The sequence below is a fragment of the Bacillus clarus genome (genome assembly GCF_000746925.1).
Classification (GTDB): Bacteria; Bacillota; Bacilli; order Bacillales; family Bacillaceae_G; genus Bacillus_A; species Bacillus_A clarus.
In genome coordinates this window covers 1-25,707 of sequence record NZ_JMQC01000007.1, presented here as the reverse complement: position 1 = coordinate 25,707, position 25,707 = coordinate 1, and the positions used below count along the sequence as shown (strand labels likewise).

The window sequence follows — 25,707 nt, the reverse complement described above, 5'->3', positions numbered from 1 at the left end:
TTTAACAGTACTCTTCTTACAATGTGTCTATTAAGAACGTTCCATTTCCGTTTCCTTTGGCTGTTCTTTCTTTTTCACCCCTTTAAACCGATGGAAAATCTGTGCGAATTTATTTTCGTTTTTTAGTTCTTTTTCCTGACTAGATTCTTTGTTGCTCTTTTTATCATATTCTTGTTTTTCTTGATCTAGGGCTTTTTCGAGGTTCGTTAACTTTTCACGCTGAGAATCTGTTAGATTCATTCCTTTTAACTCCTGAAGAGCTTCCTTCTTCAACCGATATACTTCAGGATAAGGATGTGTTTTCTCAAACTCTTTCATTTCTTTGACACGTTCTTCCCGACTCTTGGAATACGTTTCCTCTTGTTTCCCTGGGCGAGCTTCCATTTTCTCTTCTTTTGATACCTGTTCTTTGGAATCAGTTGACTTCTCTTTACCAATCTCCAGAGTTGCCAATACTTCAGCCTTATACTGTTCTTTATATTGTTCCTCCTCCTGTGAAGGAGCAATCTCTTCTAGTACTTGTTCCTTATATGACTCTTTATAAGCATCTTTCGGAGTTTCTTTTGGTATCATCACCTTATCTTTTGTCTTTAATTGTTCTAACGGTTCAAAAGACTGTTCTACCTTATATTCCATCCTTTGAATGGATGTTTCAGCAATTACCCCTTGTTCAATTGCTGTTTTCCGTAATGTCGTATATTTGTCTTCTGTACGCATCACTCTCAACATACTGTCTGTATTGTATTCATCTTCTTGTCTTTTAGCTTCTACAAATGCTCGATAGCGAGTTTCTAATTCTTTCGGTATATTTTTTACAATTTGATGTGTTTTTTGAGGTTTTTCTTCGTGTTCTTTCACCACTTCAGACAACAACTTTTCCCCTTTAAATCGAAGAGAGGATTTCGACCAATTCTCACCATCTATTTCTTGTTCATATACTCTCACTTTCCCAGTATCATGATGAACATCAAGTGTGATATCTCCTTGCCCCCAGTCCATTGCGCTTGTCACAGATGGAATTGCAAAACGCGTCACACCTGATTCGACACCTCTTCTCAGTTCCTGCATATTCTCTTTTGGGAACCTCTCTTTTGCTATTCCAGCCGTGTTCACCGCGTATTTATATAGTGTATGTTGTACATCTTCTTGTTTTACTTGTTCCTGTATATTCATTTTTACCTTCCTCCTTTAAAATAAAAAAATCACTTTCCGCTCCCAACGATAAGTGATGACAATTTTTCTTTATTTAGTTATTTATACAGCCAATCTATCGCTCTAATTCCACTTCTTCTTTCTTTTTCTTTGCAACATTTTGGAACTGCGTAAAATTCACGAATGGTTCAAATTGTTTTTCCCGATCAACCACCTTAGATGCCGTCTGTTTTGTAACCGTAACCCCTTCTTTATTCAACTTTTCTTGCACTTTATGTTCTAATTGTGTGACAGACTCTTGTGTGATGAGTTCATTATCAATGGCTACATGTTTCGTCGCAAAATACCGTTCTTCCATTTGTACACGATGGATAATACTATCGATATCGTTTACTGTTTCATGAGATTGCGCTCGCTTAAAAGATTCATATTTTCCACTCAATTCTTTTTCCATGGAAGCCTTAACATGTGTAGCTGTGTGCGGAAGTGGATTTATTTTTTGTTCAAGTGATCCAATCGGTGCATATCCTTCTTTTTTCATTTCTTGATATAATTTCAATTCTTTTTCACTAAACGCTGGGTTCTTTTGCTCCTCTGCCTTATCGACTAAAACGCCATATCTTTCGTCTTTTACTATTTCATCTAGGCTCATTTTTGCATCTTTCTCATGTAGAAGAAACGATTGATTGCCTTTTCCGTCGAAGATGGAATTCTGAACTTTTTCATATACATCTGGTTTCAAAATATTGTCCAAATAGACATTTTCTCGATTACCGTTTTTCTCCATTAAAGAAACATATAAGTCTTCTCGATCAGATTTATCAAGATTCCATACTGATAAGTAATTAATTTCTTTTGTCACAGCATCCATCATGTGTATTCTTGCAACTTCCTCATCTTGTTTATCCTTATCTAAGACTTCAATCGTTACCAAATGAGCGGGTGTTTCTTTCAAACTTTCTAATGTATTATTATGATCCATATCCTTTATATTTGCCATACTTTCCACCTCTTTTTCTTGTATTTGTTCTTTCTCTTTTTCCAAAGTGTGTTCTATCGTTTCAATAAATTCAGTAGAAGTTTCATGTACTTCTTTTAGTAATTTTGATTTATCTTTTAACTCTTTCCCTTGTGTCCAATTGGCTAAGTATCCTAATGAATATTCACTGGTATCTAGCCCAAAATGAGAAGAAACTACATATGCTGTCATTTCAGCTTGAAACTCTTTTTCTGGTGCTGAGTAATTCATATGCGTTTCTGCTGTATGAAGTTTTGCATGGGCTAATTCATGAAGAAGCGTTTTTACATTTTGCAATTCACTATTTCGTGGATTTAAAGCCACCTCTTTTGTTAAGGTGTAGCTCACCCCCTTTGCAACCCCAAGCTCATGCTTCGGTTCAATAATTTTCACACCGTTCTTTTCCGCAATAGCTTCCATTCCTTTGTACAAACTCTTATAATCTTTTACAGTTCCTTCTAGCCAACGATTTGGAAAAATACGAGGTAAATCTTCCGCTTTTGCGTTCGTTTGTGACACATCGAATACATATCCAATAGAAAAATATAAACGACCTGGTTTAACTTCTACATTTTTAGATTCAATTTGTTTTTTTTCTTCTTCATTTGCTTTTGCAACTGGTTTCCAAGTTCCAGTTTTATCTTTGAATTTTGCTGTTGTCCGGTTCGGAACAAGGATCTGTATTCCTTTCTCACCCTTATTAACCGAAAATCCTTTTTCTTTCCAAAAAGAAAAGGAACCCACGGCTCTGGATCCCTCAAATTGACTCTGTATTAATGCAATATTAGATGGTGAATATCGATAAAATTTTGCCATAAATGATAAATACTCTTTTAAATCTCCTGGCGAACGAAAGTAACCTTCTATACTTTTTTCCATCTTTTTCGTCAGTGCTTCTACCTTTTGTTTTTTCTCTTCAAATGAAACAGGGGAACGCTTTTTACTCATTATTTTCCGCTCCCTTTGATGAAGCTTCTATTAATTCATCCATCGTTTCTTCATTCCAGGTTTCTAAATCTGTTGGAACACATATTGTACGAGTTTTCATATTGATTGGGATGATTAAATCATTTTGTGGAAGCTCAATATAATTGACTAGCTCTTGTTCCTCCTCTTCTGTTAACTGGATTGTAACTTCTTGATTGCCCACTTCAAAAGTGACTTCTCTTTCACCAATAAATTTTATGATTCCAAGTTCAATGTCTTCATGAAACAATAACATAGTATCTTCTCCTTCAATATAAGTATTTTTTATGCTCTTCTACTTTTTTTCTGCTCTTGCATTCCACTCTCTCACACTAAACAGAAATAAGAATGGAACAACAACCATGGCACCATTCAATAGATACAAAGGTTCCTCTATCACCTTTGTCACATATAAAAATAGTAACCCTAAACCGCATATACTAGTTAGCACCATCAAACGTAGTATCTTTCCCCATTCTTTTCTGAAAACCAAACTGATAATCATCCCCACACATGTAATGAATAACAGGATACAAATCATACTTAACGACTTTGGCACGGTCACAATCGGTTCAATTCCTGAAAGCCCCATCTCTCACTCACTCCCTTATCAATTGATTTCATCAACAGATACTAATACTGTTTCTTTTTGTCCTCTGGATGCCTGATGATCTACCTTCTTTTGTCTTTTATGTGCAATTCTTTCCTCCACTACTTTTCTTATATGTTTTGTTGCTTCTGTTTCTGAGATATCAGTTGTACAAACTCCTTGATAATTTTCATGTTCATAAATCCCATTCATAAACTCCAGTAACATTTGCGTATTTTTATCCGCACTATTGGTACCAAGTCGGATTTTCGTCAGCTCTTCTTTTAATACTTCATGAAGATGTTTTGTCACGACTTCTGTAATATACCGAAGTGACCATTCTTGTTGTTTAGCTTGCTCATGATCTCTACACATTTTGGCAAGTGCTACACCGTTATATCGAATTTGATGTTCTTCCATATAAGCCCTAAAGTAATGATCTGTTTCTTCATCAATCGTAAATAACCGCTTTACCTCGTTTTCTTTCATCGTTCATATCCCCTCTCATTTTGTTGTTGGATATCCCTCTGAAGGCGTTCATAATAACGTTGGTTTTTCCAACTTTCATACTCACTTTTAAATGCACCTTCCATCTTTTTGAGTGCATATTGCATCGAAATATTTTGCTGAAAGTTTTTTCGATCTCTAGGCTTTCGATCTAACATTTTATCAATACGTTGTCGTTCTTTATCGTAGGCTTTCATCTCTTGCAAAAATGCGTTGCCCATTCGTTTGTGAAGCTCTTCTATTTTATTTTCCTTATAATTTTCATATCGTTTCTTATCACCAGACCCTTCTCCATAAGCTCGCTTTAATACCTCCACCTCTTTATCTAACTTTTGAAGAAACTGTTTATAATCTTCTTTATGATGCTTCTCAATATATTTCTGCGTTAATGCATCAAGATGAGGACGGAGGGGACGCAATGTATTGTAGCTATATTGCCATTGCCTTTTATCCTCTGGTAAACGTTTATAAATGAACTGGAATAGTGGCTTTAGCTCTCGGTTGCGCCATGTGAATGTGGAATCCTCTTTCTTTTTGGCAACCATATTCTTTCGAATCAAATCATTAATTTGTTTTTGTTCCTGACCACGATCCATAATATTTTGAACCACTTTTCCTTTCATGGCATCTAACGTTTTTTGTTTCCGCTTCCCACGGTCTCTAGTTGGAAATGGTTCAACAGTTGCGACATGAATGTGAAGGTTATCCGTGTTATAGTGAATCGCTCCTGACCATATAGCTGTATGTTCTAATCGCTCTCTTTTCAACATTTCTTTCATCGCTAACCGCGTGACATCCATCAACTTTGCATCATCTACAGTACGTGTCCTGGGATCATAAACACCGTGTTCAGCGAGCCACTGATTATCAAATGTGATGACATCTTGCCACATGATACTCTTATTCTTTTGTGCGAGCTGGAACATCTTTTTCAGATCTTTCTTTTCATTTTCCTTTAAACCGTTACTATGCTCCGTAAAGAGTGAAGATGTTTTCTCCGTATCTCCCATATAATCCTGATACAGAGAAAACATTTTCTCATGAGCTCCCCCTTCTCTTTTCGCATCCTCTCGGTCAACATACTCCACATAATCTTGAAATGTTTTGCCATCGGCGGTAACAAACCGAGACACGGTCACGACACCAGGTGTCACTGTTGTTTGTGAGGGACTTGTTGATTGACTCACGCCTCATCATCCTTCGTCATCATTTGTAAAAAAGCATTCATCTCCTTTACAGCTTCGAAACAACTTTCCATTGCATAGATATTTTTTTCGAGCAACTGTTGAAGATACAATTCACGATTTTGTTGTTCTCGATAAAAAGCTAAAGTTTCCAGTTGACCTTGTAAGAATTTATCTCTTGAAAGCCCTTTTGTCTTTGCGATTTCATCAATTCGTTTCACCGCAACTGGATTCATATTTCGAACTCTTACCTCCATTTTCATTTCCTCCTCTAAATTTGGGATCTCCACTACAAAGAGTGAGAAGAGCATAAGGGGTTTTTGTTCCCACCTAGGGTGTGAAGCTAGGCAAAGCCTAGCGAAACCGTGGGAACAAGAAGAACTCTAAAAAGTCGAGTCGAGGTCGACTCAAATTCCCCTCTGATTGAGTCACGGTCGAGTCGTTTTTCTACATAGGTTGACTCGTGGTCGACTCAAAAATGGCTAAAGTCGAGTCTTGGTCGACCCGACTTTTTTCATAACCGCTCCGCATCTTTCGCCTTCTCGTCTAATTTTTTAATCTTTTCTTTGATTTGTCCTTGCTCCCATTTGTATAGTTCAACCTCGTCTTTTGATTGCTTAATATTCGTTTCTTTTGAATTGATTTTCGCATCATGTTCCATCTTTTCCGTTTCCGTTTGATACTTAGCGTCATTCTTCCATTCCGTGATTTGCTCTTGCCACTGTGTTTGTTTGGATGTTTCTTGTTTCATCATTGCATCGTATTGTTTTACTTTTTCTTTTAATGTTTTTTGCTCGATACCAATAAATACTTTCGCATAAGAGCCTTTACTTTTTTGTGAAACCCCCTCTTCTACATCTGTTTTATTTTGATCGGAGAAGAGAGATTTTAAGAACGTTTGCTTGTCATCTTCTTTTGAATTCTCTTTATCTTCTTCATTCTTTTGCTTTGTCTCTAGCGTCACATCTTGATTATTTTTTTCAAATACATCCAGCGCAACTGCTTGCCATTTCGGAGATAACTCTTTCACTTGTACAACAATATTTTCATCATCTTGATACACAACTTTCACTGGTAATTGAAGATTCGGATTTGCTTTTTCTTGCGCTTGAAACTGATATTTTTCTCCATCTTCTCCATCTACATGAAGAAACATTTCTATTGTATGAGAAGCTGGATCATACGCTCTTCTTTCCACTGTCATTGTTCGATTTCCAAATAACGCAACCGGCTTTTTCAGCTCTGTATGATAAACCGGCTCTTCATAGGGAACATATAATTTCGAAGTAAAGAACAAGAAAAAACCAACAAGCATAAATCCTACAATCAAACCGTATATCCATGATTTTTTCCGTCTTAAATTCACACCACTGTTCACAACCTCCATGTACTCGACACCTCACTTTTTTAAGATGCAATGATTTGAACTGATAGTTCTTCAACATTGGTTACTTGCCAATTCTCTTGAGTTTTTTGCACTGTTACTTTCATCACATTTTTCGTTTTGTCCGTTGTCCCATTCGCTCCAATGGTCATTGTATTTTGAAATTCCGCAATGACCTCTACTTGAGAAGCTCCAATCATATAGGCTTGTAAATATAACTTCATATCAGATGGTTTAGATACATATGTGTCATCCATTTCGAATGTATCCGTTGGATAAAAGAGTTGAAATACTTCGTCCTTCATCAGTTTTTTCGCTTGCGCTCTTCGCTCCTCATAACCTTGTTTTTCTCGATGAAACGACAACTGGATAAACTTTTCTACTGTTGAAAGATACGCTTGCCTCTGTTGTTCCTGTTCTGAAGGAAATGTTTCCTTTACTTTCTTTTTGAGTTCTTCATTTTCAGTTTGTAACACCTGATTTTTAACTTTTAATTGTTTTACATCACCTGTTTCATCATTACGGGCATACAAAAAGATGTTCAAAAAAGTAACGCCTGCAATCGCAAGCGCAAGCATTATAAATATGCTTTTTCTTTTGTCTTTATTTTTATCTTCTTGCATTTTTCTACCTCCTCATTTTCAAATTCTTTCTATAAAAATCGCACTCATATGATTATATTTAGTAAAAAACCTACTAACCAACCAAACCCAAACAATACATTCATCGTTCGTAACTCATTCACTTTCCCTAAGGGTACTTTCTCAGTTTGTTTACCTGACTTTTTATTTAACTTATTTAAACTATTTATCTTATTTAACATTTCGAAATTTACAAGCGTAAAAATCAGCAAAGCAAAAGATGGGATTATACCAAGCATATATATGTCACCAGAAAAACCAAGCATGATCCACATGGCAATGAATACCTTCAGCATTACTCCTTGATACTGTTTTTGAAAAACCAGTTTTGACATTTTCTACACTCCTTACATTTAGAACCTTCTCACATGACCTTTAAATACTTTACTCCAGTATGGATTTGATAAAGTTTCGATTGAAACTCCTTTATTTGTTTGACAGCCAATGAAAGTATTCTGATCAATTACAAGTCCAACATGACCATCATGTTTATACGTATCAAAGAAAATAACATCGCCAGCTTTCATTTCCATTGGTGAAATTTGTGTACCAATTTTATTCAAGGTTTCTGTACTTACAGCTCCCATTGGACTTACATTCATTCCTACCTGTTCGAATGCCCAGCGTACAAAACTACTACAATCAAAAATGCCTCTTGCAATGTCATTTGTGTTACGACCACCACCAAATACATAAGTAGAACGTCCTATCCATTGACGCCCCACATCGGCAACTTGTGAGCCGGAAGAACCGCCTCCTACGGCACCTCCACCACCGTTAACAGGCACACCAGGTGTATAATATTTCAGCACGGCATCAACATAGAGCGCGTCGCCATAACATGCCCCGTATGGTATCATCTCTGATCTTACACAACGATACATGCCTGTATGTTTTACCTTTTGATATTGCTCTGCGGAGAATTGAATGGCTAATTCTTTTGTGTATTTACCACCATGATTGGCAATAAAATCAAAAAATCCTGTCCCGAAATTGTAAGCCTGTAAAGCTGTTTTAATATGATCCATATCACCCGGTCCCGTGACGCCCGCTCGTTCAATTGCGTGCTTAAATTCTTGAACACCAGCCCAAATGGAGTAGTCTGGATCCGTAATACAATTGGGCCCTTTACAATACTTTGTATTGTAAGCTCCTTCGGAACTTTGCATCGGATCGAGTCCTCGTCCGCCACTCTCCTGCATCATTTGACTAAGCATTAACGGGACGAACGCCTCGACGCCGAATTGCTGGGCATACTTCCGAATCGTAGGTTCCCATTTCAACACTTCAGCCGAAACATTCGCCGTCCCTATACCACCTTGTGGGTATGTAATATTCCCTTGTTTTTTATTTCCCTCCATACCACCGATGAGTGTCATTGTAGCGCCTAACAGAATCGTTCCAAGAAGAAAAAGTAGACTCAGAGCGATTACAATCAGCCACTTTTTCGGAATGATTTTCAGTACAAGATGCATGAATTATGCCCCTCCTCCAAACAACGCTAACTCTTCTTCTGTTACATCGACTTTAAATAAAATATTCTTTACAGCACTAATGCATAAGAGCACATCTCCTGTTGGTAAAAACGGTATTTCATTCAGTTCACTTGTACTGATTTGCCCCGCAAACACTCGTCGTAACATATCTAGATTGTTGCTATCTTGTTGCATAATAAATTTGTACTGCGTAAGCTCAAAGAGTGTCTTAATTTTTTCTACCGCCGCCACACTTGCATCCTCTGGCACAAAATCCCGAATAGAATGACTTGCAAATACAATCCCTGCAAAATATTTACGTGCTTCTCGGCTAAACTTAATCGTGAAATCCACCGCATGTTGACTACGTTCACTCGTATTTATTAAATGATGTGCTTCGTCCATGATAATAAGAAAACGCATTACGTCTTCAAATTTTAATTCTTTTCTATCAAACGCTTTCCACTGCGGTTTTCCGTTTTCTAGCATCTCATCCCACATTAAGTTCATCACACTGAAAATCTGTGCTTGATAGATTTCTTCTTTTAAACTCATGAGATGGCGTAATGAAAAAAAGACAATTTGCTCTTTAGAGAAATCGTCTATCGTGGAAATACCGTTAAATAAATGTCCATAATTGTCTACTAAATTAATAAGGTTTAATTCAATCAGTTCTAACCGTTCCTTACGAGTCGGACTCACATTAGAACGGTAGATTTCTTTCTCTATATCTTCATATAATTCTGTACGAACAAAATGTAAATAATCTGAGAAAATCGGATATTCATTTGCTGGTAAACTCGTAATATGATTGACAGCTCCCGCTTCATCACTCCATAATTTCTTAGCTACATACATTTTACGCAGTAAATTCTCATACTCCTTAATTTCATCATCTTTTGCTTCTGGCGCAATAAAGCGATAAAAGATACTCATTTTAGATAAATGCTGGGTAAACGAACCTTCTTCCGTTTCAGCCGTCTTATACACTTGAAGCGGATTAATTTTCCCTTGTGACCCATCCAGTGCGATTTGCCTCCCGTTATATTCTTGCACAATATCCTCAAACTCACCTGTAATATCAAAGCCTCGAATCTTATATCCCTTCATTGCATTATCACTCATAATTTTTTTCAATAAGGTAGACTTGCCGGCTCCCATTTTACCAATTACAACGCCGTTATAACTCTTTCGTTGTTTATCTTTATGGAACAAATCAAAAATGACACTCCCCTTTGTTTTGGTAGTGCCGTAATAAATCCCATATGGATCATTTAGAAATGTAAAGTGAAATGGAAACCCTCCTGCTAAAGAAAGAGCTGGTATTTCTTTCCCATTTCGTTTATTAATATATTGCTTTTGCATCTCAAAACTTGATGTAAGAGAAGCCCATTCATGTTCTTGTTCGTTTAAGAAAATGGCACCTCTAAAATTATAAGATTCCAGTGTTTCCATGACCTCTTTTGCTTGTTTTTCAAGCTCTGCCATTGTTCTTGCGGAAATATAGATACGTAAATGAACTCGTTTCAGCACCTCGCCTTTTGATACTTGTTGATACAACTGTTCCAACTCTTTAAACTGTTGTTCCGCTTCAATTCGTTCAATATTTTCTTTTGCGTTCGCATGTCGAACGCTTTGCTCCGCCATTGATTTATTAATGGATTCAATCACTATTTTTCGGCTGTCACTTATAATATCTAACGTTGTAATCACATTCGGTATATTCATAATAGGCTCTTGCCAAAAGTCATTTACCGTAGTTTGATAGCCATATACATGAACGCACGTTTGTAATCCATCTCCATTTTGGACATATAACTCCTTGAATTTGATTCCCCCTTGCGGTTGAATTTGGGAAACTAATTCCTTACTGATTTGTTTCTTTTCTTTTTTCTCTTCTTTCTTTTGTTTTCTCTTAAAAAAATTAAGTACAGACACACCCATCACCTCTCCTTATTTTTTCGAACCAATTTTTGAGTTTTGATTATGCAATTTATATAAGATTTCTATTTTCTTTTCCACTTCCATCTCCAGTAATGGTATGCATCGTTGCAAGTACCGTTTCGAAGAGTCCACCCTTTCTTTTACAACAAATTCACTCTCACCATATACAAATAAAAAGTACTCACGGTTTGTGCGACCCCATTCTAAATACTGAAGTTCTTTCAATTTTTGTACGAGAAAACGCTCGTATAATGGATTCTGACATGCTTCAATTTTCTTGAGTAGAAAACGTTGTTGCGGTTCTGTAGAAACCGGAAAATTCATAGATACAATTTTGATGGACTCTTGATACGATTGGTAATAGTGTGCAAGGTGATAAATAGCAAATTCAGCTTCTTCCTCGTTCATGGAGTAAATATCTGTTCCCTGGATCTGCAAGATATCTACAAAACCTTGTTCTTCTCGAAATTCAAAAACACCCGATTCGGTAATATCAATAATCGGTATAATCTCCGCAATACTCTTTTTTATATGAGGCGGCTTTTCTTTCTTTTTGGCTTTTTTTACTTTTTTCTCTTTTTCTTTTCTCCCCTGTCTTCCCGAAGCCTCGTCAATCTTCGCTGTTTTTTGTACGACCTCTTGCTTCTTATTGCCCAAATGTTGCATTATATTTTTCTTTGATTTCTTCACCGGCATGACTTCTTCTCTCAAAGGAGCAACGACAGGTTGCGTTTCTTTCTTTTCTTGAAACCCTTTTATTTTTACTACCTCACCTGGTTTCTTTTCTTGTTTTGGTGGTTGCGGAGAAGGTTTGGTTTCGCTCTTCTTTTCTACCTGTCTATTCATTTCTTTTTCATTGAATAATGCCATCCCATTTCCTCCTTTAATCTTGTTCCTGATCAATTGCACAATACGTAGAACGTTTTCTAGCTAACATAATAAACAGTACCTCAAACATCCGTTTCTGAGGATTTGTATTGGGTCGGACAATTAAAAGGACTCCTACTATCAACATAAAAATATAATATGGAATTTGAAACATGGGATGAATCAAAGGCTTCGTTGTCATGGTGAAAACCACAAGTCCAATAATAAAGAGTAAATCAAATAAAAATAATGCTTTGTTAATCTTTAATTCCGTTCGTATTTCTTTCGGGATATTATAATTTGCCATTTTTATTCCCTCCTAACCCACATTTAAATCTGAGCATAGATTGCACTCTCTTTTTCTAGAAACTTTTCAATTACATTCATCATTTTCATGCTTACTTCTTCTGCATCACATCGCTGTTTAAATGCATACAATCCCTCTTGAAAATCAAATTTTTTAGGCGATAACTTTATGTGGGTCTCAATTGGATCTTTATTTCGTATGAAATCCATTCTTCTTTCCGCCTCTAAGCTAAGAATAGACACATGCCACTTGGTCTTTAATAACCAACTCGTTAGAAAATCTCTTCGACTTGTATAAAGAACCGGATCATATTTTCTTACAAGTTCTTGTATACGTGATTCAAATAAAGGATCGTCATATAGGACTTTCACATGAACTTCATACGGTGAAAGGGATCCTTTATTCACCTTTATATGTGTTGCGATTTGATAATTCATACCTGCATCCTCCTCATTCCCATTTTAAAACCGAAAAAAATAAGCATCCCCTGTATGCTTACCGTTCCCTAGCCTATGCATCTTTTCTATGATCTCTTCTTGGATTCTGATTTACATTCTGCTTTTGACTCTCCCCCTTATTTTGACCTTTGTTTCGTAAACTCTCCCCTGTATTTTGTCCAAGCTGATACGAACGTTTTGTCTGTTGTACCGTTTTAGAATTATGAAAGGTATTAGAAAGACGCTCTTTTGCATATTGCCCAATCGTACGATTTTCTCTTTGTGGTGCTGGAATATCATCTGTAGAAGTTGGAGTTGTATCAAATGGTCGAGATGAACCTTGAGCACTATCACCGCCTGATGGCGTTCCACTATAACTTGGTTGAGAAGGTTCTGGTGCACTTGTTGGTACTCCGCTACTTCCTGGTTGTGATGTTCCTGGTACACTGGATGGTACTCCGTTACTATCTGGTCGAGATGTTCCTGGTGTACTGGATGGTGCTCCGTTACTTCCTGGTTGTGATGTTCCTGGTGCACTTGACGGTATTCCGCTATTACCTGGTTGTGATGTTCCTGGTGCACCTGATGATTTTCCACCATTACCTAGTTGATTTGTTCCTGGTGCACTTGTTGATGCTCCGTTACTACCTCGTTGTAGCGTTCCTGGTGTAGCTCCATTCGTACCACCTGATGTGTTTTTTGTAAGGTTTGGTTGTGTTCTCTGTCCTTCTTTTTTCGTATCTTTATCAAAACCAGATGATTTGATTTCGTCTTGCAAGGACATTGCGCCACCGCCTGCCTCGCCTTGGGACGCTTGACTTTTTTCTGTTCCAGAACCTAATTGACCCATTTCATCCTGTATAGAAGAATTACCGGTTCCATTTGCCATGCCATTGGCATCGCCTTGTTTTTCTGTACTCTCTTTCCCATTTTCCTTACCTTGCTGTCCTTTTGTTTGCTTCTGATCTTGTTGTCCGCTATCACTTGCTTTCCCAGCATTTTTATATCCGCTTGCCACGCCAGCGACACCTGCACCCACTTGTAATGCACCATTACCTGTACTTTTTAACATGTTACCAGCTTTCGACGCTATACCGCCGGTTGCCTTACTAATCCCTTTCCCAAGTGCGTATCCACCTGCAACGACTCCCCAACCATTTTTAAGTCCTGCATCAATACCAAAGATACGTTCACAAATAACGGGACCATCTACAACGGCAAGGCTCAAACAAATTAAAGCCATAACATAAGCAATTCCATTCATATTTTCATGAATATAATTCATACCGATGAGATAGAGCTTTAATGAAATGAAGATCATAATCATAATTAAAAAAGAATTTAAGATATTGAGAAGAATATGCTTTGTCTTTTGTCCGTTCGCTACGTCTGCCGGTGCAACTAAATTTGCTAAAATGTAACTGAAAGCTAGTTCAAAACACAATTTCCCAAGCTTGATTGCTGTAAATAACAGTGTCATACCTATGACAAACAGAGACGAAGCAATTTTCCAGAACTCCCAGTCCCAGCGATAGTATTTATCTGGCCAAAAATCAAACCAGCCATTTTTCAGATCTATGAGTACTTCTTTTCCATCTGGTGCAACACTAAGTTTCTTCTCTAAGATTTTTTTTCCATCATCAGTTAGTCCTTTATCCTTACTGACTTTAAAATCTGTGTCAATTTTCTCAAGAATATCAATTCGTCTGATATTCTCTTGGGAAATTTGATTTGGTTCTTTTAATTTTGTGGTTTTCCATTCCCCAATATCAAACTGTGCTACATCCGTGAGACCATCTTTTATGATTTTTTCACTTGTTGTTCCACTTCCTTTGAGATCCACCGCCTTGATCGCTTTATCTGTGAATTTATCTGCTTGCATCATAGCTGTACTCAGTAATACAATTACGCCCATACTAATAAAAATGTTGACTGCGATTTGCTCTCGATTCGTTTTCCGATTAAATATCAGTGTGTATCCAATATAAATGAGCGAAAAAGCAAATAGTACATACAAAACAGGTTGAAAATCTCTCACAAAAGACTGTACTTCTTCTGAAGCAAATAACGTTTTTACTAAAAGAATTTTATCTGTAATCCCTTCTAATGCATCTACCAGATATGACAATCCTAAAATAATCATCCAACCAATCGAACGGAGAATATAGTTCGTAAATCCACCAATTTCTAAGTACTCACTAAATGTTTTTAGTATTTCTAAGACTTTCTCATCATTCATGGTTTCACCCGCTTTCCCTTATGCTTCAAATACTTCTTGTATAGTCATATCAAGATACTCATCCACTTCGTCTACTCGTATAACAATCGGTGCCTCACCGGTTCCACCTGGCTGTAACACCACAACGCCATTTCTAAGTCCAATCATCACTTCTCTTCCCGCTGTTACTTGTTTCCCGTAAACTTGTAAAATATGTTGTAAGGGATTGGTTACCTGCATCATACTTCCTCCTTCACACCTTCTTTTTCTAGTAAACTATCCATAACTTCACCATATTTCCCGTTAATCAACCGATAAATATTCTTATCAATTTCTCCTGTTGTCACTAATATCTTCAGCTCATCAATAAAGTTTTCCATTGTACTTGCTTGAATATCCGCTAGTGATTTGTTCCATTGCCTCATACATTGTTTTTCAATGATGTTCCAAATAGAACGATGTGTTTCAAAAAATTCTTCTGCTGTTTTGTGCTTCCAATTTTCTAAGGTAAGTGGTTCAAATGGACTAGACAGTTCTGATTCGTACACTGAAACCGGTTCTGATGCATACGCTTCTTCAGGAACCTCAATATCCTCATCAATATCCGCAAATTGTGGCTCCTCCGGAACCTCTTCTGAAGGAATAGGCACTGGTTTTGGTTTTGGTTCAGATACTAATACATTTGATTTTGGTTCCTCTTCTTGTTTTGGGAAGAAATCAATAATGAGATCCCTTGGATTCACATATTCATGTAAAGAACGAATATCGATATCTAAAATGGATTGATCTGTATCAAAGTCGTCCCCTAAGTATTCCCAGCGATATTTCATAACCGTTTTTCCTCGGTTCAGAATCGGGAAAGGCTCTATCTTTTCAAACTTATTATCCCGACGCTTCATAAAGCGTATCACTGCACTTTCCCCTTCTTGGAATCTCATTAACTCAGTTGGTGTTAATAATGGTTTTGTATCTATTCCTTCCGTTTTGCTCTTATCAATCGACAACCCTTTCCCACTTCGAGATAAAGAATTGATTGTTTGATTCCCTAACTTTTCGGATATTTCTTTTGCGGTTTCTTTATTACCAGATTGAATATAAATTTGATTCCCGCAATTGTCTTGAATGGTTGTACTTGCATCTCCATATTTCATTTTTAACTGTGGAAGAGCTTGCACAATCAGGTTAAAACGAATATTTCGTCCTAAACAAACCGTAACAATATTCCCCATATCATCAATCGCTGGCATATTTCCAAATTCATCCAATAAAAACACTACTTCTCTATGACACTTCCCACCACGAGCTAAACCAGCATACTTGGAGAGTACAAAATATAACTGTCTAATAAAAATAGAAGCAATCACATGATTACTAGAATCATAGTCTGGAACAATCATAAAGACCGCTATTGGCTTTTCAAATATGACAATGTTATCAATTTGTAATCCATCTTGTTTCTCAACAACTTTGAATGTTGTTTCACCTGTATCTCTATTAACTGTTTGAACTTCTATAATCGTTTTCTTCTTTGTTTTGCTTTCCATCACATGAATACGCTGACCTTTTTTTACACTTTGCTGGAAATTAAGTTCAAAACGCCCTTCTGTATCTGTTTTGACACTTTCTTTCGATCCATCTGGAAAGATAATTTGCACACGAACCCTTGGTGTTCCTTTTCCTTGCAAGCTTTTCCCAAAGCCAATTCGTTTTAAGTCGATACTATTACGGGACGTCATTTTTGCAATGCCATCAAAAGTAAAGATGGACAATTTACTCATTGTGGTACTAAAAATACTTCCTCGTGTTGTCCCGCCTTTTGCGAAGCTAGAAGTTGCATATTGCATCTTCGCAACACTCTCAGCCGGAAGCATTTCAAAATATATATCTAATACATTTTGTGTATTTCCTTGTGCATCAATCACAATTTCTTTGGAACCAAGCTCCGATAACATGTTTGCGACTGCATACATCGAAATTTTATCCTCTGTCTTTTCCTGGATACATTTATCTATAACCGCTAAGATTAATGCATTACATAAACTCATCGCACTGTTATTCCAGAAAGGATCCTTTACATTTGGATTGTAGTAAAGTGAAAATGATAATGTATTACAGAGTGTCTGCGCCGTTGCTGTATCACCTTGTTTATAGGCGTCTTTGATAAGCTGAAGCAAGTTATAGCTCATGGACTCTAACGGGTTAATTAAATTTAAAACTTCAATATGGTACCCACGTTTTTCAAATGTTTTTTTAGAAGCCGCCAAAATTTCAGCCTTTGGATCATTGATGATAATAGACGGTTGTAGTTTCGCACGGGAATATGCATCAAGTGTTGGGAACACAAACGTTTCCCCTTTACCAGATCTTGTTGTACCAATGATTAGGTTACTGACTGCACCATCATCAATTAATAAGCGTCCTGCCTTTGCACTATCTTTTATTTTTTTGATTTCTTGCCATTTCTCCATCCCTTTTGTATCCATAACCTTTTTCGCTTGTTTTAAAATGGCTTTACATGAAATCACATCATACCTGGAAATGACAACGCCACCTTTTCCCTCATATCTCTCTGTTTTATCTGGAATTGCACGGTACTGCTGTTTGACTTCATCTAATGTCGCGAAGCGAGAGGAATCTTTTTGATTGTGATTCAAATCTTTAAAGCTTGAACGGATTTTGTACGTGAATTGCAATGTACATAAACTTGCGATTAGGAATAATATCAGATAGAGAAAAGGAGGGTGTTCAAAGGTATATAAATCCTCTATTCCAATATGAAAAGGTTTTGGATGTAATAAATCTGAAAAAGTTGTTTTCACTACTTCTACGATGATGTTTCCTAGAAAATTTGCGATAAGAAAGATTCCACTAAATAAAAAAGTACTCATTGGGATGAGTACTTTCCATTCAGCTAATTTGTATTTTAGTGGTGCTTTTGGATTCACCCTGTTACCTCCCTACTTTCTTCTTGTATACATGTACCTTGTACTTAAAAAGTATTCATCGATTAAGCATAATGAATTGAGGAAATTTAATATCAATTTCTATTGGAGGTAATGTTTGAAAACTGGCTATGATTTTTGTGTTTGCCTCTTTCATTTGTTGTAAAAATGATAAAAAACCATTTACTTCTTCAGCAAATAAATAAGATGTTTCATCAATTATTACAAAGTCATATTGTTTAGCTAAATCGATTATTTCTTTGCTCAATTTCACTTTCGGACAGTCCGGATTGCATAGGTTTATAACATCTAACTTATCTCCTTCAAACGATGCTTTAAGATCTTCATACTCACCAATAAAGTCTAAAACCATTACGTTATCCAACTTGATAGCAAGTTCTTTTAAAGTTGCTGTTTTACCTGTAGCAATACCGCCAACAATCTTTAAATTTTCATTTATTTTCAATATCTCGTTTATTTGAAACATGTTATATCCCCCTTTTATATCATTCTTTATTCACAAGTTGGTTGAATTTCCAACCAACTTGTGTCTTTTTTCATCTTAACTATCGTGAGCTTCATATTTTCTTCAATACTTAACTCATACAACTGTGTTTGCTTTCTTCGGATCTTTTGGTGGATCTATTGGTGGTTTTGGCTTATCTCCTCCATCTGTTGGTGGATCTACCGGCGGTTTCGGCTTATCTCCTCCATCTGTTGGTGGATCTACCGGCGGTTTCGGTTTATCTCCTCCATCTGTTGGTGGATCTATTGGTGGTTTTGGCTTATCTCCTCCATCTGTTGGTGGATCTACCGGCGGTTTCGGCTTATCTCCTCCATCTGTTGGCGGATCTACCGGCGGTTTCGGCTTATCTCCTCCATCTGTTGGTGGATCTACCGGCGGTTTCGGCTTATCTCCTCCATCTGTTGGTGGATCTACCGGCGGTTTCGGCTTATCTCCTCCATCTGTTGGCGGATCTACCGGCGGTTTCGGTTTATCTCCTCCATCCGTTGGCGGATCTATCGGTGGTTTTGGCTTATCTCCTCCATCCGTTGGCGGGTCTACTGGCGGTTTCGGTTTATCTCCTCCATCTGTCGGCGGATCTACTGGCGGTTTCGGCTTATCTCCTCCATCCGTTGGCGGGTCTACTGGCGGTTTCGGTTTATCTCCTCCATCTGTCGGCGGATCTACTGGCGGTTTCGGCTTATCTCCCCCATCCGTTGGCGGGTCTACTGGCGGTTTCGGTTTATCTCCTCCATCTGTCGGCGGATCTACTGGCGGTTTCGGCTTATCTCCTCCATCCGTTGGCGGGTCTACTGGCGGTTTCGGTTTATCTCCTCCATCTGTCGGCGGATCTACTGGCGGTTTCGGCTTATCTCCTCCATCCGTTGGCGGATCTATCGGTGGTTTTGGCTTATCTCCTCCATCCGTTGGCGGGTCTACTGGCGGTTTCGGTTTATCTCCTCCATCTGTCGGCGGGTCTACTGGCGGTTTCGGTTTATCTCCTCCATCTGTCGGCGGGTCTACTGGCGGTTTCGGTTTATCTGGTAATAGAATAGAAGGATTTTCCTCTACAACAGGCGGTTTTACATTTTCTTGTGGTATTACATCTCCGATGCTAGCTACTGTTGTATCTTTTATATTTCCAAACACAAGTTGATTATCTTTCGTTTCTGTTGGAACGCTATTCGATGCAACAATCGCAACATCATCTGTATTTAAATGACTCGATTTTGATAATTCCTGGTCTAACATAGCCACGACACGAGATGTCGCTTCATCTGAACTTTTGATTTGCCTTGCAATCTGTTTATCTTTTGTATCAAAATGTTGTTTTTGCATATGATCTAATACAAACGCAACATTTTGATTGGGCTCCTGACTCTTCACAGCATTTTCTGTTAAAGAAGCAAAATCCTTTTCTTGTAACTTTTCGGGTTCTTTCTTTTCTTCTTGTTTCTTTTTCTCATTTTCTACTTTTTTAGAAACAGATGCTTTTTTATCTATTTTCTTACTTTGCTCTGAACCAAATAAGCTACACCCAGATAAAATCCCCACAGACAAAGAAGTCGCTGCAACCGTAAGCCCCATCTTTTTTAAGACATTTTTATAATCGATTGGCATTTCATTTCCTCCCTTAGATTTCTTTCAATACTTTATCGATGTTTTCAATCTTTTTCTTTTTCTCTTCATCTGATACTGTTGATTGCTCCACTTCTTTCTTTTCTACTTCTTTCACTTGTTTCATCACATTCTTATTGCCCTGTGCTTTTGCGAAGGTAAAGCAATCCTCATATTTTTTAAGTCTCAAATATGCATCTACAATGGATTGTTCCCGGCGACCATCTATACTCACCTTATCTTTTAGACGAACAACCTCTTCATCTTTTTTTGCCAACACTGCTTTTTCAAAGTCAATCACATCATTTTTGACTTGAATCTCATTCACTTTTTTCAAATTATCAATGGCTACGTAATAGCTCACAACACTTTCCGCAAATTTCGGTTCATATTGTAAGGCCTTATTGGCTTTCCCGCTTAACAAGTAAGAAAATAAAACTGCTTTTTGACTCTCTTTATCTAGTTCTTTATAATCCAACTTCTCAAATTCCTGAATTGCCTTTGGATATTGCTGAATAGATGCTTGTTGAAGTCCTTTAACTAAATGTGTATCCGGTTGATTTGTTGTTGCTACAACCGGCGTAGATGGGACTGCATACAAGGAAAACACACTCACAGCCCCTACTAGGATTCCTCCAATTGCTCCTCCGATTATTTGAAATAGATGTTTTTTGTTCCCTTTCACCTCTACTAGAGGAACATCTGCTTTGGCTTGTTGTTCCCTTTTCACTTTGGTTTTCTCTTCTATTTCTTCTGGTGGCGCAATCTCTTGTAAAAATTCCTCGATATCTTGTTTCATGAGTTGTAAAAGTGCTTCTTTTTGCTTCTCTTGATCTTCATCCATTTCCATAGAAGAAAGTTTATTCTCTACATGTTCATACAAATGAGAAGCATAACCAGAACCCATGGACAATGTCCCTGCATACATCTCTTCACTGTTTTGATCTAAAATGTGAAAATCTACATGGATGATATTTTGTTGTTCTTGTAACTCTTGTTCCAGTCGGTGCGTAATCTTACATGCATCTAGTAAAGACATCTTTTGAAAACTTTTAATCTCTGGTGTTCCACTTTTGGTAAACATGACCTTTAACATATGTTTTTTCTCCCTCTCCTTTCTAATGCTTTATGGCATATAAAAAGAAGCTATACAGATGCATAGCTTCTTTACCAAAACATATTTTGTTGTATCTTCACATCCAAAAGAACAGGATAGATCCAAACTTAATATTACTATTAATGCCTTCTGCCAATCCTTTTGCACCCATCACAATAATTAACCCTACGGCTGAGCCAATAAACCAGCCTTTACTCTGGTGCCTTCCACGTTCACCACCCCAGATCAGGTAGTAACCACCGATACAAAATGCAATAGCCGCGCTAATGATACCTAAACGTTGTGCCCAGGTTAAAACCGCTTCACCTGTACTAACTAGACTAGACATGCCATCTCCAGCACCTAAAATCAAGTTATTTAATTTAAACATCTCTTACACTCTCCTTATATTTGTGTTATACAATTTCATTTGACTGAGAAAGCGTACCCGTACCTTCAGGTATCCTACCAGATCCTTTTTCTTCTTCTACAAATAGAGTGAGCGCTTCTAAGATTAATTCTTGATTTCCTTCAATGAACTGTTGATGTTGTGCGTGTAACCAATTTTGATAGCTTTCTCCTTTGACTTTCAGTAACTTTTCTACCAGGTCCCTTGATTTCTTTAAATCTCTTTGTGTAACAGTTGGAATAGGCAATTTATCACACCGCCTCTCTATCCTCTTATTTGTCGATATACATTTCCTTCATATTACGTACAAACACATCTAATTCATGTTCTAACTCAGATGATTTGTATTTTTCAAATTTAATTTCTTTTTTCAGTTCTCCTTTTTGATAATATGCTAATGTGTCAGTTCTTTGTTTTACACCATAGTAAAATTGATCTTTAGTTCCGTCATATTCTGGGTGATAACTATTTAGCTCTTTACCACTTACACCTTCTGTATTAAACACTTTCTTTACCTGGTTTGTATAGAAATCTCTTTGTTCTTTATCAAAAGAATAAACTATAAATCCTGTGCCATCTTGTGACATGAATTTTTTAACTTCTAGAGGTTTTAACTGCTCAAGTGCTCCTTTCTTGCTATTAGAAAATACCAGTGTGGAACCAATCCCTAGAACGGCAACCAAGGCAACGATTACGGCAATGATTTTTGATTTTTGAGTCATACTTTTGACCTCCCTATGTTATTAAACAAGCGATTTTGGAGTCTACTGAGAGTTCAGATTCTTTCTCCACATCTGGTTATTATTATAGCAAGAATATTGGGAAAATAGTGATAAATAACCATTTATGGCTGATATGGTAAACCCTATATCGGCATGCATATCAGAAGCAATCCCGACTCGCTCCTGATAAGCCCAATACTGCACAACGTTTTGGCATGTACGTAGAACCTTGTGTATCTACTGCTTTTCGTTTTCATCGCTTCTTTAGAATGTCAAACTGGGATATTCCTCACGATTACTAACTCCTACAGATGATGGATACACCGTATTTTCCCATGGTCACAGGTGTGTTTTATGTATACACACACCGAACATTCAATCAATCGTATACCCAACCTTTTTAGTGACCATTTCGAAAGGGGGCACGCATGTGAAGTTTTCAAAGGGCAATTGTGCTTTGATAAGGAAAAACTTTCGTTTTGAACGTCTATAAAAATAGGTACGAAATTGATGGTTTTTCCATTATCATCGGATAAATCTATCTATCTATCTCAGCACACTCCAAAACCGCTTGTTTGTTCTCAAAAATCGTTTTATTTCCGCCGTTGGCGCACGGTTGTCAATTCATCTTTCTGGTTTCTTCTCTTGGCAATTATTTTTTGTTTTTCATCCATGACTGAACGGACACGGTAATAGATCTCTGCGACCCTTTCAATGTTTCCTGTTGTATCTTCTACCGCTACCGCTCCTTTTAGCTGATACACTTTGCCATCGAATGTTTTGACACTTTGTGCACTTGACGACGATATATCATAGAATGCAAGTCTTTGCTCTTTTCCCATGTCTATCGCCTCCTTCAAAAGGGAAGGACTTATAATCCCCCCTCTCACCTTATATAGTTTTCTAGCCATCTATATATCATGAATGACTTTGATATCCCGAAAATCTTATACATTTCAATTCCTTGAAGTAAAAAGAATATTCCGAAAAATAAGACTATGCTAGAACTGTTGTCTGACACGATGTAGCAATTCGTTTTGCTCCATGTTTTCCGTATATACGTTGTAAGACGGAATGAGATTCTACGACAATTGAAGTTCGAATATTATAGGTAGCACTTTCTTTTAAAAACTGCTCTATATGAGGGATGGGATAAAGATTAAATTGATAAAAGACGAGATGAATCGGTCGGATTTTTTTCTTTTCAGTTAGAAGGTGGAGAAAATGAGATAATGCCTCACCTCTATCTTCATACGTACTAGTAACCGTATCTATACTGACATACATGATCACTTTTTGATTACTTTCATCATCTAAGAACACTGTATCACTTAACAAATTGTGTTTTACAATGTGATATCCTTGCGCTAGCTTCTGCCGATGTGTATCTTCATACACTTGATTCGTTGGATCGAAAATAAAGATAAACTTTTGTTTGGCTTTTCTTACACCCTCAATCACTGTCCTATAAGCTTCTTGTGAAGCTTTCGTTACATCTACATCCTTTTCTCCCTGATTAAAAATTCCAACCGCCTGTAGAAGCCCTGAGCACCTTTGAATCACTCCTAGCATGTCTTTTTCTCCTTTCTTATTTCATTCTTTGAAACTCTTTACTTAATATTGAAACCAAAAATGTTCCCGTTTCTTTTCTAGATTTTCATTCCTCATTGCATATTAAAACTTGCTCCCTATCCAAAATACAATTGCCCAAATGGGAAGTGCAAGTATACATGCATTCCGAAAGCCAACAAAAAAACCAAACGGATTTTCATCTATTTCACTGAAATGAGCTTGGGTTTTCGTCATATTTTCTTGTCTCACCTTGCAATCCCCCTTTCTTATTTGGAGTTATTGTGCTTTCTTACGGTTTCTTACTGCAAATACAACTCCCATTGCACCAAATGTGATACATGCAAGCCCGATCCATTTTATATATGGATTTTCAGCTTTACCACCTGTTGTTGGAAGATGAGCTTCTACTTTCTTTGGTGTTTGTTCTAGTTGTGGTTTCATAACAATCTGTTGTGGTTTCTCTAGTTGTGGCACGACCGGTTTTTCTGTTACTTTTGGTTGTTCCGGTGTCTGTGGTTGTGGTGTTTCTGATTGCTCTGGTTTTTGTGGTTGTTCCGGTTGTGGTGTCTCTGGTGTAGGCGGTGTCGGTTTCTTCTGATCCTTCACCGTATGTTTAATGATTTGACCATCCTCTTTAATTTCAAAAGAGAATATTTCTCCATTGAGTAAATAGCCTTCTGGTGCAAATGTTTCTTTATATGTGTACTTTCCATATGGAAGCTTGAATTTTGCAATGCCGTTTTGATTCGTTTTTCCTTTTACAACTTCTTCGCCTTTTTCATTAAAGATGGTAAATTCAGCATTTGGAAGCTTATTGTCGCCATCCGCAATATCTACCTTGCTAATCTCCAATTCTCCTGTGATGTGCTTATTTTTCGCTGTTAGCATGATTGTCTTGCCTTGTTCCGAGATACTAAAAGGAATAGGTTTTTTCGTTAAAACATAGCCAGTTGGTGCTTGTTTCTCGACAAATGAGTATGCCCCAAATGGTAAGTCTTTTACTTCAATCAAGCCGTTTTTATCTGTTTTATGTTCACTAATCTTTTTACCTTTACTGTCTTGTAGAATGAATGTTGCTCCTTCTAATTTCTTATCTGGATTCTCTCCATCTACTTTAAGTAGTTGTACATTCCCTTTTACTTTTACGTTTTGTACTGTAATCGTAGCAACCTCACCCGTTTTGACTTCAATCTGTTGTGGCTGCTCATTCAGTACATAACCAATAGGAGATTTTACCTCTTTAAGAGTATAAGTTCCGATTTCTAAACCAGAAAGACTTGCTGAACCTTGCTCATTTGTAGTCATTGTGCCTACTTTTTCATTTGCACTATTCATGACTTCAAATACTGCACCTTGTAGCAATTCTTTTTGCTCTCCCACTTTTACAATTTTCAATCCTCCAAGTGATTTCCAGTTTACTTGTAGGTCGGTACTTACTTTTTCCTCATTTATCTCTAGTAATACCGTTGCATCTTGCACACTATCAGTTCCCTTGTAGGCTACTGCTTGCAACTTAGAAAGGTTAGAAGTTACTTTCAAGGAAAAATTGCCAGTCTGAGAGGATTTCGGTATCAGAATACGGAATTGTTCTCCTAAATTGAATTGTTGCTTCGCTTCTCCATTTGTTGAAACAACTTTTGTTCCAGCTGGTGCATTGGCTAGTTGAACTGTAAATACACCATTCTTAGCATTACTTTCAATTTGGTACACTGTCGTTTCAAAGTACTCACCGTTTAGTTTCGCTTCTTGATTGTCTGTTGGTGTTACGTTCATGAACATTTCTTGTGTTTCCTGGCTTGTATTTGCCCCATCAATAATCGCTTTTACAGCTTTAGCTACATTTGCATTCTTATGCTGAACTTCGCTAATATCAATTTGACCTAATGCCGCCCAAACACTAAGTTGCGTTGCATAGTGTGCTTCTTTCCAGTTAGAAACACCTAGTTCTTCTGGACTCTTTTGTGGATATCCATTTAGAAGAACACGGTACACAACATTATCTGTGCGCCCTTTCTCTGGAAGATTGTTACCATCAGGACTTAACTTTCCATAGGTTAAGCAATAAGCAATTTGACCATTGGCATTCTTCAGCAATTCAGTCCTTAAGTCTTTCCCATACAAAGGACTATAACTCCAATTTATTTCATATTTCTCA

28 protein-coding genes are annotated in these 25,707 nt (G+C 37.3%); all 28 read right to left on the bottom strand.

What is annotated here, in order from left to right; genetic code table 11:
- Positions 1-30: 30 nt before the first annotated feature.
- Positions 31-1,173: a hypothetical protein gene (locus tag DJ93_RS00410; RefSeq protein ID WP_042978680.1), complete on the bottom strand. Its 1,143-nt coding sequence runs from the start codon at positions 1,171-1,173 to the stop codon at positions 31-33.
- Between the two features lie 94 nt (positions 1,174-1,267).
- Positions 1,268-3,118 (bottom strand): ArdC-like ssDNA-binding domain-containing protein, encoded by a 1,851-nt coding sequence (locus DJ93_RS00405; protein WP_042978679.1) that lies wholly within the window; start codon positions 3,116-3,118, stop codon positions 1,268-1,270.
- Positions 3,111-3,392: a hypothetical protein gene (locus tag DJ93_RS00400; protein WP_042978678.1), complete on the bottom strand. Its 282-nt coding sequence runs from the start codon at positions 3,390-3,392 to the stop codon at positions 3,111-3,113. Before DJ93_RS00400 ends, DJ93_RS00405 begins: the two co-directional genes overlap by 8 nt.
- A 39-nt stretch (positions 3,393-3,431) precedes the next feature.
- A complete protein-coding gene (locus DJ93_RS00395; protein WP_042978677.1) occupies positions 3,432-3,728 on the bottom strand; it encodes a hypothetical protein in 297 nt (98 codons plus the stop codon).
- Positions 3,729-3,746: 18 nt separating this feature from the next.
- Positions 3,747-4,214 carry a hypothetical protein gene (locus DJ93_RS00390; protein WP_042978676.1) on the bottom strand — a complete coding sequence of 156 codons (468 nt, stop codon included), beginning with the start codon at positions 4,212-4,214 and terminating at the stop codon, positions 3,747-3,749.
- Complete coding sequence (mobP2, locus tag DJ93_RS00385; protein ID WP_042978675.1) at positions 4,211-5,419, bottom strand: MobP2 family relaxase; 1,209 nt, start codon at positions 5,417-5,419, stop codon at positions 4,211-4,213. Before mobP2 ends, DJ93_RS00390 begins: the two co-directional genes overlap by 4 nt.
- Positions 5,416-5,673, bottom strand: a complete 258-nt coding sequence (locus DJ93_RS00380; RefSeq protein WP_042978674.1) for a hypothetical protein — start codon at positions 5,671-5,673, stop codon at positions 5,416-5,418. The genes mobP2 and DJ93_RS00380 overlap by 4 nt, the downstream gene beginning before the upstream one ends.
- Positions 5,674-5,930: 257 nt before the next feature.
- Complete coding sequence (locus tag DJ93_RS00375; RefSeq protein WP_042978673.1) at positions 5,931-6,803, bottom strand: hypothetical protein; 873 nt, start codon at positions 6,801-6,803, stop codon at positions 5,931-5,933.
- A gap of 20 nt (positions 6,804-6,823) precedes the next feature.
- On the bottom strand, positions 6,824-7,423 hold the full coding sequence (locus DJ93_RS00370; RefSeq protein WP_042978672.1) for a hypothetical protein: 600 nt from the start codon (positions 7,421-7,423) through the stop codon (positions 6,824-6,826).
- A gap of 44 nt (positions 7,424-7,467) precedes the next feature.
- Complete coding sequence (locus DJ93_RS00365; protein WP_042978671.1) at positions 7,468-7,776, bottom strand: hypothetical protein; 309 nt, start codon at positions 7,774-7,776, stop codon at positions 7,468-7,470.
- Between the two features lie 18 nt (positions 7,777-7,794).
- On the bottom strand, positions 7,795-8,916 hold the full coding sequence (locus DJ93_RS00360) for a bifunctional lytic transglycosylase/C40 family peptidase (RefSeq protein WP_042978670.1): 1,122 nt from the start codon (positions 8,914-8,916) through the stop codon (positions 7,795-7,797).
- A 3-nt stretch (positions 8,917-8,919) separates the two neighbouring features.
- On the bottom strand, positions 8,920-10,860 hold the full coding sequence (locus DJ93_RS00355) for a VirB4 family type IV secretion system protein (protein WP_042978669.1): 1,941 nt from the start codon (positions 10,858-10,860) through the stop codon (positions 8,920-8,922).
- Positions 10,861-10,869: 9 nt separating this feature from the next.
- Entirely contained in the window at positions 10,870-11,730 is an 861-nt protein-coding gene (locus tag DJ93_RS00350; RefSeq protein ID WP_042978668.1) for a hypothetical protein, read from the bottom strand.
- A 13-nt stretch (positions 11,731-11,743) separates the two neighbouring features.
- Positions 11,744-12,034 carry a DUF5592 family protein gene (locus DJ93_RS00345; protein WP_042978667.1) on the bottom strand — a complete coding sequence of 97 codons (291 nt, stop codon included), beginning with the start codon at positions 12,032-12,034 and terminating at the stop codon, positions 11,744-11,746.
- Between the two features lie 23 nt (positions 12,035-12,057).
- Positions 12,058-12,471 (bottom strand): hypothetical protein, encoded by a 414-nt coding sequence (locus tag DJ93_RS00340; RefSeq protein WP_042978666.1) that lies wholly within the window; start codon positions 12,469-12,471, stop codon positions 12,058-12,060.
- 73 nt (positions 12,472-12,544) lie between these two features.
- Positions 12,545-14,710 carry a pLS20_p028 family conjugation system transmembrane protein gene (locus DJ93_RS00335; RefSeq protein ID WP_052109479.1) on the bottom strand — a complete coding sequence of 722 codons (2,166 nt, stop codon included), beginning with the start codon at positions 14,708-14,710 and terminating at the stop codon, positions 12,545-12,547.
- Between the two features lie 18 nt (positions 14,711-14,728).
- Positions 14,729-14,932 carry a hypothetical protein gene (locus DJ93_RS00330; RefSeq protein ID WP_042978665.1) on the bottom strand — a complete coding sequence of 68 codons (204 nt, stop codon included), beginning with the start codon at positions 14,930-14,932 and terminating at the stop codon, positions 14,729-14,731.
- Positions 14,929-17,577 (bottom strand): VirD4-like conjugal transfer protein, CD1115 family, encoded by a 2,649-nt coding sequence (locus DJ93_RS00325; RefSeq protein ID WP_052109489.1) that lies wholly within the window; start codon positions 17,575-17,577, stop codon positions 14,929-14,931. The genes DJ93_RS00330 and DJ93_RS00325 overlap by 4 nt, the downstream gene beginning before the upstream one ends.
- Before the next feature lie 112 nt (positions 17,578-17,689).
- Entirely contained in the window at positions 17,690-18,118 is a 429-nt protein-coding gene (locus DJ93_RS00320; protein WP_042978663.1) for a DNA polymerase III subunit gamma/tau, read from the bottom strand.
- A gap of 114 nt (positions 18,119-18,232) precedes the next feature.
- Entirely contained in the window at positions 18,233-19,756 is a 1,524-nt protein-coding gene (locus tag DJ93_RS33015; RefSeq protein WP_052109476.1) for a hypothetical protein, read from the bottom strand.
- 13 nt (positions 19,757-19,769) lie between these two features.
- Positions 19,770-20,849 carry a hypothetical protein gene (locus DJ93_RS00310; RefSeq protein WP_042978662.1) on the bottom strand — a complete coding sequence of 360 codons (1,080 nt, stop codon included), beginning with the start codon at positions 20,847-20,849 and terminating at the stop codon, positions 19,770-19,772.
- 97 nt (positions 20,850-20,946) lie between these two features.
- Entirely contained in the window at positions 20,947-21,240 is a 294-nt protein-coding gene (locus DJ93_RS00305; RefSeq protein ID WP_002187987.1) for a hypothetical protein, read from the bottom strand.
- Positions 21,241-21,265: 25 nt separating this feature from the next.
- On the bottom strand, positions 21,266-21,505 hold the full coding sequence (locus tag DJ93_RS00300; protein WP_042978661.1) for a hypothetical protein: 240 nt from the start codon (positions 21,503-21,505) through the stop codon (positions 21,266-21,268).
- A 25-nt stretch (positions 21,506-21,530) separates the two neighbouring features.
- A complete protein-coding gene (locus DJ93_RS00295) occupies positions 21,531-21,980 on the bottom strand; it encodes a hypothetical protein (RefSeq protein ID WP_042978660.1) in 450 nt (149 codons plus the stop codon).
- Between the two features lie 593 nt (positions 21,981-22,573).
- A complete protein-coding gene (locus tag DJ93_RS00290) occupies positions 22,574-22,822 on the bottom strand; it encodes a hypothetical protein (protein ID WP_042978659.1) in 249 nt (82 codons plus the stop codon).
- A 154-nt stretch (positions 22,823-22,976) separates the two neighbouring features.
- A complete protein-coding gene (locus DJ93_RS00285) occupies positions 22,977-23,552 on the bottom strand; it encodes a type IV secretory system conjugative DNA transfer family protein (RefSeq protein ID WP_042978658.1) in 576 nt (191 codons plus the stop codon).
- A gap of 102 nt (positions 23,553-23,654) precedes the next feature.
- Positions 23,655-23,801, bottom strand: a complete 147-nt coding sequence (locus DJ93_RS33010) for a hypothetical protein (RefSeq protein ID WP_181969247.1) — start codon at positions 23,799-23,801, stop codon at positions 23,655-23,657.
- 27 nt (positions 23,802-23,828) lie between these two features.
- On the bottom strand, positions 23,829-25,707 hold a 1,879-nt coding region (locus tag DJ93_RS00280), incomplete at its 5' end, for an MSCRAMM family protein (protein WP_042978657.1).

Coding starts and splice junctions, on each gene's coding strand:
- DJ93_RS00370 (WP_042978672.1), bottom strand. CDS start 7,423: ATGCAAGAAGATAAAAATAAAGACAAAAGAAAAAGCATATTTATAATG.
- DJ93_RS00380 (WP_042978674.1), bottom strand. CDS start 5,673: ATGGAGGTAAGAGTTCGAAATATGAATCCAGTTGCGGTGAAACGAATT.
- DJ93_RS00310 (WP_042978662.1), bottom strand. CDS start 20,849: ATGTTAAAGGTCATGTTTACCAAAAGTGGAACACCAGAGATTAAAAGT.
- DJ93_RS00305 (WP_002187987.1), bottom strand. CDS start 21,240: ATGTTTAAATTAAATAACTTGATTTTAGGTGCTGGAGATGGCATGTCT.
- DJ93_RS00410 (WP_042978680.1), bottom strand. CDS start 1,173: ATGAATATACAGGAACAAGTAAAACAAGAAGATGTACAACATACACTA.
- DJ93_RS00320 (WP_042978663.1), bottom strand. CDS start 18,118: ATGTTTCAAATAAACGAGATATTGAAAATAAATGAAAATTTAAAGATT.
- DJ93_RS00360 (WP_042978670.1), bottom strand. CDS start 8,916: ATGCATCTTGTACTGAAAATCATTCCGAAAAAGTGGCTGATTGTAATC.
- DJ93_RS00335 (WP_052109479.1), bottom strand. CDS start 14,710: ATGAATGATGAGAAAGTCTTAGAAATACTAAAAACATTTAGTGAGTAC.
- DJ93_RS00395 (WP_042978677.1), bottom strand. CDS start 3,728: ATGGGGCTTTCAGGAATTGAACCGATTGTGACCGTGCCAAAGTCGTTA.
- DJ93_RS00365 (WP_042978671.1), bottom strand. CDS start 7,776: ATGTCAAAACTGGTTTTTCAAAAACAGTATCAAGGAGTAATGCTGAAG.
- DJ93_RS33015 (WP_052109476.1), bottom strand. CDS start 19,756: ATGCCAATCGATTATAAAAATGTCTTAAAAAAGATGGGGCTTACGGTT.
- DJ93_RS00375 (WP_042978673.1), bottom strand. CDS start 6,803: ATGGAGGTTGTGAACAGTGGTGTGAATTTAAGACGGAAAAAATCATGG.
- DJ93_RS00345 (WP_042978667.1), bottom strand. CDS start 12,034: ATGGCAAATTATAATATCCCGAAAGAAATACGAACGGAATTAAAGATT.
- DJ93_RS00290 (WP_042978659.1), bottom strand. CDS start 22,822: ATGGGAAAAGAGCAAAGACTTGCATTCTATGATATATCGTCGTCAAGT.
- DJ93_RS00295 (WP_042978660.1), bottom strand. CDS start 21,980: ATGACTCAAAAATCAAAAATCATTGCCGTAATCGTTGCCTTGGTTGCC.
- DJ93_RS00350 (WP_042978668.1), bottom strand. CDS start 11,730: ATGGCATTATTCAATGAAAAAGAAATGAATAGACAGGTAGAAAAGAAG.
- DJ93_RS00325 (WP_052109489.1), bottom strand. CDS start 17,577: ATGAGTACTTTTTTATTTAGTGGAATCTTTCTTATCGCAAATTTTCTA.
- DJ93_RS00285 (WP_042978658.1), bottom strand. CDS start 23,552: ATGCTAGGAGTGATTCAAAGGTGCTCAGGGCTTCTACAGGCGGTTGGA.
- DJ93_RS00330 (WP_042978665.1), bottom strand. CDS start 14,932: ATGATGCAGGTAACCAATCCCTTACAACATATTTTACAAGTTTACGGG.
- DJ93_RS00340 (WP_042978666.1), bottom strand. CDS start 12,471: ATGAATTATCAAATCGCAACACATATAAAGGTGAATAAAGGATCCCTT.
- DJ93_RS00355 (WP_042978669.1), bottom strand. CDS start 10,860: ATGGGTGTGTCTGTACTTAATTTTTTTAAGAGAAAACAAAAGAAAGAA.
- DJ93_RS00405 (WP_042978679.1), bottom strand. CDS start 3,118: ATGAGTAAAAAGCGTTCCCCTGTTTCATTTGAAGAGAAAAAACAAAAG.
- DJ93_RS00400 (WP_042978678.1), bottom strand. CDS start 3,392: ATGTTATTGTTTCATGAAGACATTGAACTTGGAATCATAAAATTTATT.
- DJ93_RS00390 (WP_042978676.1), bottom strand. CDS start 4,214: ATGAAAGAAAACGAGGTAAAGCGGTTATTTACGATTGATGAAGAAACA.